The 12,534-nt window shown below is 70.8% G+C and carries 12 protein-coding genes, 1 tRNA gene and 1 other RNA gene; 10 read left to right on the top strand and 4 right to left on the bottom strand.

Annotation, left to right across the window (positions count from 1 at the left end; genetic code table 11):
- Positions 1 to 128 precede the first annotated feature (128 nt).
- An RNA gene (gene ffs / locus ACIQKA_RS17670) (signal recognition particle sRNA small type) lies at positions 129 to 227 on the bottom strand.
- Between the two features lie 118 nt (positions 228 to 345).
- Between ffs and ACIQKA_RS17665 the strand changes: the two genes are divergently transcribed.
- The 5 genes from ACIQKA_RS17665 to ACIQKA_RS17645 all read left to right on the top strand — a co-directional run bounded on the left by ACIQKA_RS17665 (position 346) and on the right by ACIQKA_RS17645 (position 4,509).
- A tRNA-Ser gene (locus ACIQKA_RS17665) sits at positions 346 to 433 on the top strand.
- Positions 434 to 827: 394 nt separating this feature from the next.
- Complete coding sequence (locus tag ACIQKA_RS17660) at positions 828 to 1,235, top strand: hypothetical protein (protein WP_390109728.1); 408 nt, start codon at positions 828 to 830, stop codon at positions 1,233 to 1,235.
- Positions 1,236 to 1,290: 55 nt separating this feature from the next.
- The gene (locus ACIQKA_RS17655) at positions 1,291 to 1,965 is read left to right on the top strand and encodes an ABC transporter ATP-binding protein (protein ID WP_383149307.1); all 675 of its coding nucleotides are present in this window, start codon (positions 1,291 to 1,293) and stop codon (positions 1,963 to 1,965) included.
- A 386-nt stretch (positions 1,966 to 2,351) separates the two neighbouring features.
- Positions 2,352 to 4,214, top strand: a complete 1,863-nt coding sequence (locus ACIQKA_RS17650) for an FtsX-like permease family protein (RefSeq protein WP_402541448.1) — start codon at positions 2,352 to 2,354, stop codon at positions 4,212 to 4,214.
- Between the two features lie 79 nt (positions 4,215 to 4,293).
- Positions 4,294 to 4,509: a DUF4287 domain-containing protein gene (locus ACIQKA_RS17645; protein ID WP_383149311.1), complete on the top strand. Its 216-nt coding sequence runs from the start codon at positions 4,294 to 4,296 to the stop codon at positions 4,507 to 4,509.
- 4 nt (positions 4,510 to 4,513) lie between these two features.
- Here the strand turns inward: ACIQKA_RS17645 and ACIQKA_RS17640 are convergent, their stop codons facing one another.
- On the bottom strand, positions 4,514 to 5,707 hold the full coding sequence (locus tag ACIQKA_RS17640; RefSeq protein ID WP_402541446.1) for an MFS transporter: 1,194 nt from the start codon (positions 5,705 to 5,707) through the stop codon (positions 4,514 to 4,516).
- A gap of 104 nt (positions 5,708 to 5,811) precedes the next feature.
- On the opposite strand from ACIQKA_RS17640, the gene ACIQKA_RS17635 reads away from it, so the two are divergent.
- A complete protein-coding gene (locus ACIQKA_RS17635) occupies positions 5,812 to 6,786 on the top strand; it encodes a DUF5937 family protein (protein WP_402541444.1) in 975 nt (324 codons plus the stop codon).
- A 98-nt stretch (positions 6,787 to 6,884) separates the two neighbouring features.
- Here ACIQKA_RS17635 and ACIQKA_RS17630 read toward each other — a convergent pair whose 3' ends face one another.
- The gene (locus ACIQKA_RS17630; RefSeq protein WP_383149316.1) at positions 6,885 to 7,514 is read right to left on the bottom strand and encodes a MarC family protein; all 630 of its coding nucleotides are present in this window, start codon (positions 7,512 to 7,514) and stop codon (positions 6,885 to 6,887) included.
- Between the two features lie 132 nt (positions 7,515 to 7,646).
- Here ACIQKA_RS17630 and ACIQKA_RS17625 point away from each other — a divergent pair, with 132 nt between their 5' ends.
- From ACIQKA_RS17625 to ACIQKA_RS17615, 3 genes are all read left to right on the top strand, one after another.
- Positions 7,647 to 8,378, top strand: a complete 732-nt coding sequence (locus ACIQKA_RS17625) for a YciI family protein (RefSeq protein ID WP_402541443.1) — start codon at positions 7,647 to 7,649, stop codon at positions 8,376 to 8,378.
- Positions 8,309 to 10,411 (top strand): TerD family protein, encoded by a 2,103-nt coding sequence (locus ACIQKA_RS17620; protein WP_402541492.1) that lies wholly within the window; start codon positions 8,309 to 8,311, stop codon positions 10,409 to 10,411. The genes ACIQKA_RS17625 and ACIQKA_RS17620 overlap by 70 nt, the downstream gene beginning before the upstream one ends.
- 324 nt (positions 10,412 to 10,735) lie before the next feature.
- Entirely contained in the window at positions 10,736 to 11,023 is a 288-nt protein-coding gene (locus ACIQKA_RS17615) for a metal-sensitive transcriptional regulator (protein WP_383149320.1), read from the top strand.
- Between the two features lie 24 nt (positions 11,024 to 11,047).
- On the opposite strand, the gene wrbA is transcribed toward ACIQKA_RS17615, so the two are convergent.
- Positions 11,048 to 11,656, bottom strand: coding sequence for an NAD(P)H:quinone oxidoreductase (gene wrbA, locus ACIQKA_RS17610; protein WP_383149322.1), 609 nt, complete (start codon positions 11,654 to 11,656; stop codon positions 11,048 to 11,050).
- A 216-nt stretch (positions 11,657 to 11,872) separates the two neighbouring features.
- On the opposite strand from wrbA, the gene ACIQKA_RS17605 reads away from it, so the two are divergent.
- Positions 11,873 to 12,517 carry a TetR/AcrR family transcriptional regulator gene (locus ACIQKA_RS17605; RefSeq protein ID WP_383433921.1) on the top strand — a complete coding sequence of 215 codons (645 nt, stop codon included), beginning with the start codon at positions 11,873 to 11,875 and terminating at the stop codon, positions 12,515 to 12,517.
- Positions 12,518 to 12,534 lie beyond the last annotated feature (17 nt).

Raw genomic sequence — 12,534 nt, 5'->3', positions numbered from 1 at the left:
CCTGGCTTGACTGGTCCCGGCCCGGCGGCCGGTTGGTCCTGGCCCGGCTGGTCCCGGCTTGGCCGGTCCTGACGGTGGCACCGGCCCCAGCCCTGCTCCTGAGCCCCGGGAGCCCGGGAGTTCCCGGGAACGCAAGCGCCCCCCACGCACCCGCCAGAGCCGACCTACCCTTGCTGCCTTCCGGCCCTGGGGGAGTTCAGTCAGATAGCGCCGCGTGAGGGGCTCCGCCCAGACTACCCGATGCCGACGGCACCGGGACCCCACACCTCCCGTCCGGAACCCTCGGCCGACCCCACCTGCGATCGGGTTCGCGAGCACCCCCCTCGGTCATGTAATGTTCCCGGCGGAGGATTCGCCTAGAGGCCTAGGGCGCACGCTTGGAAAGCGTGTTGGGGGCAACCCCTCACGAGTTCGAATCTCGTATCCTCCGCCAGTGCCTCACCGGGCACGATGTCGAAGGGCCCCACCGTTCGCGGTGGGGCCCTTCGACGTTTTCCGTCCGTCAGCACCTTCAGTGAGCCGCGCCACATTGGGCGGGGTACGCAGGGCCGCCGCGCCCCTTCGGTTGACGGATATGCGGGCTGCGAGGGAAGCAGCTGGTTGACGGTGTCGGCGGGGAGCGCCAAAGGGGCGATTGAAAACCAGGGCACTCACGCTTCATGGGCACCCCAGCGATCACCCTCATGGAGTAGGGGCAGCCAGGAGCGTTTCATTCACTGGATCAGAGGGTTGTGGGCAGGGAGGGACGTTCCTGCGGCGTTCGACAGGTAGCGATGCGGATACGTTCTGTGACGATCAGTCGGCACGCGACCCAACAGAGGTTATTCATGAAGAAGTTGGCTGCAGCAATGGTAACTGCAGGACTGTTCTTCGGGGGGATGGGGACGGCAATGGCCTCCTCGGAGAGCAAGTTGGTTCTGAGGACGCCAGGAGCTGCGCTTGTCGGCACGTACCAGTGGCAGCCCACAAGCAAGGCTCCGAGTGGGCTTCACGTAAAGGGAACGCTGCGTGACGAAGCCCCGAACGACGGCCACAACGTCTACCTCCGGTCCAAGGTGGAGGGCTACTCGTGGCGCCAGCTCAAGGGCGTTCAAAGGAAGAGCATCAAGGTCGACAAGGTGTTTTACGACGGCGCGGTTCTGAAGACCAAAGAAGTTCGACTGCAGGTGTGCCTTGACCGCGGCTCCTTCCGGCCGGACAGCTGCTCAACCGAGCAACTGTTCGCACGGCGGTAATCGACCCTTGGGGAGCCGCCGGAAGGCGGCCCCCGTTCTTCAGGAGGCACACCAAATGGATGTCATCCTTCACGCCGAAGGCGTGGACCTCTTCTACGGAACCCAGCAGGCCGTCTTCGGTGTCGACTTCACCCTCAAGCGCGGCGAAGTAGCCGCCATCATGGGCAGCAGCGGGTCGGGCAAGTCGTCCCTGCTGTACTGCCTCGCCGGGGTTCTGCCGCCCACCAACGGGTCGGTGACCTTCGACGGGGAGCGGCTGTCCTGTCTTTCCGACGGGGATCTCAGCGCGCTGCGGCGCACGCGGTTGGGCTTCGTCTTCCAGTACGGGGAGTTACTGCCGGAGCTGACCGTCGAGGAGAACGCGGCGCTTCCTCTCCGGCTCGCCGGGATCAGCAAGGACCACGCTCACGTCATGGCTGGCCAGGTGTTGAAGCGGCTCGGGATGAGCGAACTGGCGCGGCGCAGGACCTCGAAGCTGTCGGGTGGCCAGAGTCAGCGCGTGGCGGTCGCCCGGGCCTTGGTCCACCGGCCGGACGTGGTGTTCGCGGATGAGCCCACCGGGGCGCTCGACAGCGTCAACGCGGCTGCTGTGCTGGACGAGTTTCTTCAGCTTGCGCGGCGGCAGAAGACTGCGGTGGTCATCGTCACCCATGATGCGGACGTCGCGGCGAAGGCCGATACGCAGTACACGATGACGGACGGTGTTCTGGCGCAGCGGGTGGCGGTGTGAACCCGTTCCTCCTCGGGATGCGCCTGCTGTGGAGCAGCGGACGCAGGGGGCGGATCCGTTTTCTTTTGATGTCGCTCGGGTCGGCGCTCGGGGTGGCTTGTCTTGCCGTCGTATTGACCATTCCGTCAATCCTTGCCGCTCATGACGCTCGTACGGCCGCCCGGGAGCCGCGGCCGGGTACAAGCAATGTCGTTTACCGCGAGCTCCGGGACCCCTACGGTTCGCAAGTACTCCATCGAGTTTTCGTTGCTCTCACCGCCCCTGGCCCGACACCAATTCCACCGGGCATCGAAAGGCTTCCCAGCCCTGGTGAAGCAATTGTTTCGCCGAAACTGGGCGAGGTCTTGGCAGCCAACCCAAAGGCAGCTGGGCTTGTCCCGGGCCGTGTGACCGACACTGTCTCACCAGAGGGGCTGGGCAGCTCCGATGATCTGTACGCCTACATCGGCACCACCCCAGCCAGCCTGCCCGAAGCAGAGACGCTCGGCAGCTTCGGCACAGGGCGAACATGGCAGCCGGTCGTTGAGCCCTCGACCCTGGAAATCCTGCGGTTCGTCCTCGGGTGCATCGTGCTACTGCCCTTGGTCATCTTTCTGTCCGTATGCGCACGCCTCTCCGGTGAGTCTCGTGCACGCCGGCTTGCAGCCCTTCGACTTGTTGGACTCAGTGTGAAAGACACACTGCGAGTGAACGCCGGGGAGAGCGTGGTCGCTGCTCTCGCTGGAGCCGTAATCGGGATCATCGGGTATCTCGGACTCAACGAGGTGATGGCTCGGGTCGGGTTGCCTGGACTCCACTGGTACCCAGAGGACGGTCATCCCGACGGGATGACCGTGGCTGTATGCCTGGTGGGCTGTCCGGCACTTGCTTGGATCGTGGGGCAGTTCAGTGCGCGACGGGCCGCAGTGTCACCGATCAGCGTGCGACGGACCGGTGAACGGAAGCTGCCGAAGAAATACGCCTCTTTGCTACTGATTCCCGGGCTCGGAGTGATCAGCGGGTACTGCGCACTTGGTCTGATGGGACGAGACCCGTCGGAGGGATCAGCCAATTCTGTGCTGGTTCCCAGTGCCGTGCTGATGACCGGCGCCGGACTTGCCTTCGGGCTGGCACCGATCACCGCGTGGTTGTCACAGCGGTTGGCGGGGATGGCGAAGTCGCTGCCGGTGGCGTTGGCAATGCGGCGTACGGAAGTGGATCCGGGATCATCCTTGCGGGTGGTCGCCGGGCTTGTGCTGTTGGTCTTCGGGGCTTCGCTTACGCAGGGAGTGCTCGTTGAGCTGGACCAGATCAGTCGGCGAACAGCTCCCATTCAGGAGTACAACATCCTCTTGAACGAGATCTCACCTGCGCAGCGGAAGGCCATGGCCGAGGTCCACGGTGTACAGGCGGCGGTCATCTCGTACAACTCCTGGGATCCACTGGACGGAAGTGATGTAGGACACGCCGACCTGGTGGTCGGCACCTGCGCGCAGCTTGCCATCTATACAGAGCGGGCCACGGGCTGTGTAGACGACCGAATCATGCAGTTGCGGGACGATCGCACCACATACGAGTACGACCCGAAGGCCGGAGAGCGGTATCCCTTCGCGCTGAAGGATGGCCGGAAAACCATGTTCGCCGTACCTGACGAGCGAATCGATGTGCATCCCTGGGATCTGTCCGTCTTCGAGTCGGGCACTCTGCTCGTACCTCCCTCACTCGTTCCCTCCGACTTGGCGGACACCGACGGCACCCTCACCCTCTTGAGCGACGCCGACCCCACCACCATCCGCTCCGTCCTCGACAGCATCGGAGCCATCGCCCCCACCGCGTCCGTGGAACCCGTCGGTATCGTGATCGACTCGCTCGCGCAGTTGACCGTGATTCGGAGTCTGCTGGTGGTCGGGATGGTGCTCGGGCTGGTCATCGGGGTGGCCGCGTTCGTCGTGTCCGTGGCCGATCGGGCCATGGAGCGGCGGGGGCAGGTGACCGCGCTCGCGTTGTTGGGGGCTCGGGCCGGGACGTTGCGGGTGGTGCAGGTCGTGCAGGTGGTGTTGCCGTTGGTCGTGGGGCTGGGGGCGGCGATCGTGGCCGGGTGGCTCGCCGAGTCCAGTTATCTGATCACCGGGGGCGGAGCGGTGCACTGGGACTGGGAGGGGCTGCCCCTGCTCCTCGTCTGCGCGCTGGGCGTCGTGCTCGCCGCCGCGCTCGCCTCCGTGCCCATGGTGCGGCGGCACGTCGATCCCGAGCACATCCGGCGGGACTGACCGGGAAGGGAGCGATGAGTTTCCGGTGGGCCGGCGGTCTTCCCTGCGACAACCGCCCGAACCGGTACAGGAGATCACCGTGGCCGAGAACGTCGTCAAGGGTCCCGCCAGCTACTTCCCCTCCATCGAGAAGAAGTACGGCCGTCCGGTCGGCGAGTGGTTGGAGGTCGTCCGCTCCTCCCCGCTCGACAAGCACATGGAGCTGGTCTCCTGGCTGAAGGCCGAGCACGGCCTGGGTCACGGGCACGCCAACGCGCTCGTGGCCCACGTCCGGGCCGAGAAGGGGAAGCGGTGATCCCTCACGCCGCCAGTTCGTGCTTCGTGCGGCGTTCGATCCCCTTCGCCAGCGCCGGCGTCCCCGCCGCCGCGGCCGCGCCCGCCACCAGGGCCGTCCACCACAGCACCGCCGGGCCCAGGGCCGTGTACACGGTGACGCCCAGGGTCAGGGCCGCGAAGCGGGCCGTGCCCCACGTCCAGCCGAAGGCGCCCTGGTAGCGGCCGCGGGCGTGCGCCGGGGCCAGGTTCGCGACGACGCTCGCCGCGATGCCGGCCACCACCACCTCGCCGAGCGACCAGACCACGACCGACACCGCGTAGCCGGCCACCCCGTCCGCGAGGCCGGTGAGCGCCACGCCCACCGCGATCAGCGCGCTGCCCGCGCTCTGCACCGCCAGCTGCGGCAGCCTCGCCAGCCACGCCGTCGCGAACGGCTGGAGCGCCACCACCAGGACCGCGTTGACCGCTGCCATCGCCCCGTACACCGCCGGGGAGAGGCCGCTGTCGCGGATCGCGAGCGGCAGGGCGACCTCGGTGAGCGAGTAGACGAAGAGCTGGACGCCGAAGAGGGGCAGGGTCAGGAGGGCCAGGCGGTCCCGGAGGACCACTCCGTAGCCGATTCCGTCCTCCGCCCTCCGGTCGTTCCTCGCGGGGCGCTCCGGTTCCCTCAGGCGGAACGTCACCACCAGCGCGTACAGGAGCATCGAGCCCGCGTCCACCGCGAACAGCAGCCAGTAGCCGCGGGCCGCGAGGCAGCCGCCCAGCACTCCGCCGACCGCCGTCCCGATGTTCACGCCCCAGCCGAAGAGGGCGTACGCGCGCCGGCGCCGTTCGCTGTCGACCGCGTCCGCGAGGAGCGCGTACGCGGCCGGCGAGACGGTGCTGCCCGCCGCGCTGATCAGCAGCGCGGCCGCCGCCATCGTCCAGACGCCGGGGGCGAGGAACAGGGCGCCCTGCGCCGCCGCCGCGCCGATCAGGCCGATCAGCATGGTGGGACGGCGGCCGATGCGGTCGGCGAGGACGCCGCCGACGGCGGGGCCGAGGAGGTGGCCCGCGCCCAGGGCTCCGAGGACGTAGGAGGTCTCGGAACCGGTCACTCCCCGCGACGCGAGGAAGAAGACCAGGAACGGGGTGACGAGGTAGCCGAGGCGGTTGACGATCGTTCCGGCGAAGAGCGTCCAGACGACGGGCGGGAGATTGCGGAAGGTGGAGGGCATGGGGGGAGGTTGCTCCCCGCCCGGGCCGCCCCTCGAATGATTAAGGTGGGGCCGAATCCATTCGGGGTTCGGTCGCCGTCTCGTCGCTCCGGGGGTACGCACGCATGGAAACCGAGCTCAGTTTCTCCGCCGCCGACCTCGCCCAGACCCGGTTCGCCGTCTCCCCGCTCTGGGAGGTCGTCACCAGCTTCCGGGTCCTCGCCCAGCGGTCCGACTCCGCCCCGCACCAGCGCTGGGCCGCCCAGGTGCGGCCCCGGATCGTCCGCGCCGGGCTCGACCGCGGACGGCTCGCCGCCCTCGTGCCCGCCCACGGGTACCTCGCGGACTTCCTCAACCCCACCCCCGCCGGCCCCTTCCCCGCCCTCGGCGCCGAACTCGACGCCGTCCGCCGCACCCCCGCCGGGCAGGTGCGCGAGGAGCTGCGGATGCTGGCCGCGGACGGAGGCGGCGGGCGGCTCCAGTCCCTGTACGACGACCCCGAGGCCGTCCTGCCGAAGGTCGCCGAGGAGATCGAGACCTACTGGGAACTCGCCCTCGCCCCCTACTGGGCCCGCATCCAGAAGGTCCTGGAGGCCGACGTCTTCCACCGGGCCCGGCAGGTCGCCGAGCACGGTTCCGCCCGCGTCCTGGGCGAACTCCACGAGACCGTGCGGTGGGACGACGGCACCCTGCGCCTCGTGCGCCGCCACTGCGCGCTCACCCGCGACAAGACCGGGTCCGGGCTGCTGCTCGTGCCCTCCGTCTTCGTCTGGCCCCGGGTCCTCACCCGCTCCGTCCACCCCGACCCGCCCCAACTCGCCTATCCGGCGCGCGGGTTCGGATCCGTGTGGGAGTCCCGCACCACCGCCTCCACCGACGCCGTCGCCGCCGTCCTCGGGCGTTCCCGGACCCTGCTCCTCGCCTCGCTCGACACCCCGGCCTCCACCACCCAGCTCGCCACCCACTCCGGGCTCTCCGCCGCCGGCGTCTCCCAGCACCTCATCGCCCTGCGGAACGCCGGTCTCGTCACCGCCCACCGCAGCGGACGCTCCGTCCTCTACGCCCGCACCTCCGTCGCCGACCAGCTCCTCGGCCCCTAAGGGTGTGCCGAAAGTCCCGCCCGCCCTTCGGGCAGACGGCGCCCCTTTCGGCACACGCCCCGGTCGGCGGCCCCGGCGCCCCACCCCTCCCCGGCGGTCTACTTACGGGTGTCCAGGCCCGGCACCCCCAGGTCGGAGAGGCCGTCGAGGATCAGGTCGACGCCGACGGCGGCGAGCAGGAGGCCCAGGAGGCGGCCGAGGAGCTCGATCGTGGCGTGGTGGGTGTGGAGCAGGACCCGGGTGAGGAGCAGGACGCAGACCAGGTCGAGGGCGATGACCGCCACGTACGCCCCGACGACCGTCGAGCGCCAGCTGAAACCGGAGCGGGCCGCCGCCTCGATGAGCACCGCCGTCAGGGCCAGCGGACTCACCACGTACGGCATGAGCAGTTCGCGCACCCCGCTGACCAGGTCCGGGGCATCCTGGTGGGCGCGGTCGGAGCCGAGGTGCATGCCGAGGACGAGGCCGACGGCGTAGAGGAAGAAGATGGCGCCGCCCGCGAGCTGGAGGGCGGGGGTGCTGATGTGGAAGAGGTCGAGCAGCCAGGGGGCCGTGATGCCGGCGAGGAGGCCCACCAGGACGGCCGCGCCCGAGGAGATGAGGGCGATGGTCCGCAGTTGTCCGGCGGGGTGGACCTGGGCGAGGCCGGCGAAGGAGAGGAGCACCTTCGGCGGGCCGACGACGGAGAAGAAGGTGATGAAGGCGGCGGAGAAGGTGAATGCGTTCACCTCCGCATCATGGGGCGGCCGGGTGGTTTATCCCGTTCTTCGGGTTCGCGCCCGCGCGGTGCCGCGCCTGGCGGGCCGGCTCCGGCTGTGCTGCGGGGACGGGCGCGTGCGTGCCGAGCCGAGGAGTGCGCCATGAAGTACCTGCTGATGGTCCAGGGGTCGCAGGCCGACCACGAGGCGATGGCGGGACGCGGCTCCGCCGGCGGTCCCGTCTGGGACCGGGCGGAGCTGCGGGCGATGTTCGACCGCATGAACGCGGTCGACGAAGAACTCGCCGCGAACGGCGAGCTGCTCGACGCGCAGGGCCTCGCCGCTCCGTCCACCACCCGTTTCGTGACGGTGGACGACGACGGGAACGCGGTCGTCACGGACGATCCGTACGCGGCGGCCGAGGGCGTCGCCGCCGGCTACTGGCTCCTGGAGTGCGCCTCCTCGGAGCGCGTGATCGAGATCGCCGCCCGGGTCGCCCGCTGTCCGGCCCCGGCCGGCTCCCCGGTGTACCCGGTGGTCGTCCGGCCGGTGGACGAGGCGGGTCCGGACCCGGGCCGGGCCCGGATCGGGTCGCCTCGCCGGACCCGGGCCGGGCCGCCCGGCCGGGCCGTGGGAGCGATCGGGCCCCGGTACCGATCGAGCCGTGGGACCCACCACGCCCCGGCATCGGGTCGCCCGGCCCTCCACCTCTTCCACCTGTTCGTCAAGTTTTCACATCGTCCACGCGACCTCCCGTTGCGGACGCTACGGTTCCCCTGGGACGCAGATCACATCGCGAGGGTCCGGGGGGACACGTGCACGAGATGCCCAAGGGGGCCAACATCGGGCTGGCCGCCCTCGGTGAGGACACCGGTTCGGTGGTCGTCGGGCTGAGCTGGAGCAGTGCGGCGGGCGACGGCGACGCCGACGTCTCGCTGCTGCTCCTCGACGACGGCGGCAAGGTCCGCGGCGACGCCGACTTCTACTTCTACAACCGCCCCGCCGCCGAGGACGGCAGCGTGCAGCTCCTGGGCAAGGTCCCGACGGAGAACGGCAGCGAGGACCGGATCAGCCTGGACCTCACGGCGGTCCCCGAGGACGTCGTCAGGATCGTGGTGGCGGCGAGCCAGGACGGCGGCGCCCGCTTCGGCGACCTGGACGACCTGCGCCTGACGCTCACGGACCGGTCGGGCGAGCCGCTGCTCGGCTTCTCCATCACGGACGCCACGGTCGAGACGGCCTTCATCTTCGGCGAGCTCTACCGGCGGAACGAGGAGTGGAAGTTCCGCGCCGTCGGCCAGGGGTACGAGACCGGGCTCGCCGGGCTCGCCACCGACTTCGGCATCACCGTCGAGGAGGAGGAAGAGCCTTCCGGCGAGGACGGTGGAATCGGCGAGGGCACCGGTCCCGACGAAGGCGGTGGGCCCGGCGGGGGCGGGGCGTACGTCGAGGACGGGGAGCGCGACGGGGACGCCGGCGGTACCGGCGGAGCCGTCGGCGCCGTCACCGTTCTGGCGCAGCGCGCCCCCGGCGCCGCATCCGCCCCCGCCCCCGATCCCGCCCCGCCCGCCGTCCGGCGCCGTGGCACCCGTACGGCCAAGAAGAAGGTCACGATCCCGAAGGCCGCGAAGAAGTCGCTGGCGGAGAACGACTCCTGGAGGCCCGCCCGGCTCTTCCCCGTGCCCTCCTACAAGAGCGACCGGGAGCGCGAGGTGCGCGCCACGTCCGTGCTGCTCTCCGTGATGGCGGAGGTCCCGGAGTTCGGCCGGCGCCTCACCGCCGGGTTCGGGGCGCCCGCGGGCCGGATGCAGACCTTCACCGAGGTCTCGCTCCCCCACGGGGACAGCCCGAGGCGCCCGGACGGCGTCATCCGCACGGAGCGGGCCGGGAAGCTCTGGACCGCGCTAGTCGAGACCAAGACCAACGGCAACCCGCTGAAGTCGGAGCAGGTCCAGAACTACATGGACATCGCCGCGCGGCGCGGGTACGAGGCCGTCATCACCCTGTCCAACGACGTGGCCCTGGAGGGCAGCCCCCTCGTCACGGTCAAGACGGACGGGCGGCGCAAGCACAAGGTGTCGCTGTGGCACCTCTCGTGGGCCGAGGTCGCCCACCAGGCCCAGATGCTGATCCGGCACGAGGGCGTCGGGAACGCGGCGCACGCCTGGCTCCTCCAGGAGCTGCTCCACTACCTCCAGCACGAGAACTCCGGCTGCCACGGCTTCCAGAACATGGGACCGGCCTGGGTGCCCGTGCGCAACGGCATCGACACCGAGACCCTGTGCCAGGGCGACCCCCGCGCGGTGGAGGTCGTGGAGAGCTGGGAGCGCCTGATCCGCCAGGTCTGCCTGCGGCTCGGCGGCGAGCTGGGGCAGAAAGCGCTGCCCGTGCAGCGGGCCCGGCGCGGCACCGACCCGAAGTCCCGCCGCGCCGAGCTGGCCGACCGGCTCTGCGAGGAGGGGCGGCTGTCCGCGGAGGTGCGGGTCGACGGCGCGCAGAGCATCCTGTCGGTCACGGCCGACCTCCGCACCGGGAAGATCCGCACGTCCATGGACGTGCCCGCCCCGGACGGCGCCTATCCGCTCTCGGTCGCGAAGCGCCTGCTGCGCGTCCTGGAGGAGGCCCCGGCCGACCTGCACGTGGAGACCCTGCTCGACGGGCGGAACGGACCGCGCGGAACGCTGGAGCGGCTGCGTCCGGAGCCGGGCGACCTGCTGCCCGGGGACGGCGCCGCCATCACCGGCTTCCGGCTCTCGCTCTTCAAGGGGATGGGCAGCGGCCGGGGCGGGGCGGAGACGGGGTTCATCCGGAGCGTCGACGACGCCGTGGACCGCTTCTACGGGTCGGTCGTCACCCACCTGGGCCAGTTCGAGCAGCGCCGGCCCGGCCGGACGCGGCAGACGGCCGAGCCCTCCGGGACCGGGTGAGCGTTCCGGGCCGGGTCCGGCCGAGCGTTCCGAGGCCGGTCGAGCCTTCCGGGAGCGGCCAACGGCCCTGGCCGGGTCCGGCCGAGCCTTCCGGGGCAGGCTGAATGGCCCGGGGCCGGTCGGCAAGTCGGTCGGCAGGTCGGCAGGCAGGTCGGCAGGCAGAGTCGGCCGGAAGCCCGCTCCGGCTCTCCCTCCCGTCGCCCGCCACCCGGCCACCCACCGGCGTCCTCCTCCACGGGTCGGCCAGGTGTCATCCTTGGACCACGACGGAGCCCCGGGCCGGGGAGTAAAATTACCCCCTGGGGTATCTGTGGAGGAGACGTTGTGGAACTCGATCTCGCGGGCGCGGAGCTCAAGGCCGTACTGAACCGGCTGCGCCGGGCACAGGGTCAGATCTCCGGGGTGATCCGGATGATCGAGGAGGGCCGGGACTGCGAGGAGGTCGTGACCCAGCTCGCCGCCGCCTCCCGCGCCCTCGACCGGGCCGGCTTCGCGATCATCGCGACCGGGCTCCAGCAGTGCCTGACCGACATCGAGGGCGGGCGCCAGGACGGCGAGGACCGCGACGCCATGCGGGCCCGCCTGGAGAAGCTGTTCCTGTCCCTGGCGTGATCCCCCGCGGGGCGCCGGGGGCCGTCAGGCGTCCGCGAGGCCCTTCAGGCGCTTCGCGATCCGGGTGAGGCGCTCGCCCTGGTAGCGGGCGGCGGCGAGGACGTTCTCGTCGGGGACGCCGTGGGCGCCCGGGTGGGCGGTGCCGTAGGGGTTGCCGCCCGCCGCGTACACCGACGGGTCGGTGAAGCCGGGCGAGACGATGACCGAGCCCCAGTGGTGGAAGGTGTTGTAGAGGGCGAGCAGCGTCGACTCGTTGCCGCCGTGGACGTTGTGGGCGCTGGTGAAGGCGGTCGCGGGCTTGTCCGCCATGACGCCGCGCTGCCACAGGCCGCCCGACGTGTCGATGTACTGCTTGAGCTGCGCGGCCACGTTCCCGAACCGGGTCGGCGAGCCGAAGGCGTACGCGTCCGCCCACTCCAGGTCGTCGAGGGTGGCGACCTCCAGGTCTCCGGTGGCGTCCACGTGGGCGCGCCAGGCCGGGTTCGCGTCGATCGCGGCGTCCGGGGCGAGCTCGGGCACCCGGCGCAGACGCACCTCGGCGCCCGCCTTCTCCGCGCCCTCGGCGACGGCCCGGGCGAGGTGGTGGACGGTACCCGTGGCCGAGTAGTGGATGACGGCGACCTTGACGGACATGACGAACTCTCCTCGATGCCTTCGGTGTCTTCTATGTCTTTGATGTCTTCGATGCCCTCGGGGCCTTCCCGGTCGGGACCGGATCGACCCGCAGAAACGGATTGCTATCCGCTTCCTTGGTCGAAGCTAAGCGGATCTCTATCCGTTTCGCAAGGGGGGCGGGTATGCTCGATCCCGGGGCAGGGACGCAGGGCAGAAGGGCAGGAGTCCGCAGAGATGAGCACCGAGAACCAGCGGGCCGGCGAGCGGGCGGCGGCGCCCGCGCTCGGCCTGCTCCCCACGCTCGACGCCCCCGCCCCCGAGCGCGCCGACGCGGCCCGCAACCGGCGCAGGATCCTCGACGCGGCCGCCCGGATCGTCGCCGAGCAGGGCCCCGACGCCGTCACCATGAACCAGGTCGCCCACGCCAGCGGCATCGGCGTCGGCACCGTCTACCGCCGCTTCGGCGACGTCTCCCAGCTCCTGTGGGCGCTCCTCGACGACCGCGAGCGCCAGTTCCAGGAGGCGTACATGAGCGGCCCGCCGCCGCTCGGCCCCGGCGCCCCGGTCGCCGAACGGCTCGACGCCTTCCTCGACGCCCTCGTCGACCGGGTCGCCGAGCAGCGCGAGATCCTGCTCGCCGCGCACTCCGCCGCGCCCCGCGCCCGGTACCACAGCGGCGCGTACCGGGTGATGCACACGCACGTCGCCCTGCTCGTCGGACAGCTCAGGCCGGGTTCGGACGGCGCCCTCCTCGCCCACCTGCTGCTCGCGCCCTTCTCCCCCGACGTCATGCACCACCTGGCCGTCGAACAGGAACTCCCGGGCGAGCGCCTCAAGGCGGGCGTACGGGAACTCCTCACCCTGCGGGAAGGCTCCTGAGGGCCGGGCCGGGCACG

Source organism: Streptomyces sp. NPDC092045 (genome assembly GCF_044756005.1).
Taxonomy (GTDB): domain Bacteria; phylum Actinomycetota; class Actinomycetes; order Streptomycetales; family Streptomycetaceae; genus Streptomyces.
This window is presented reverse-complemented; position numbering and strand designations above follow the sequence as displayed.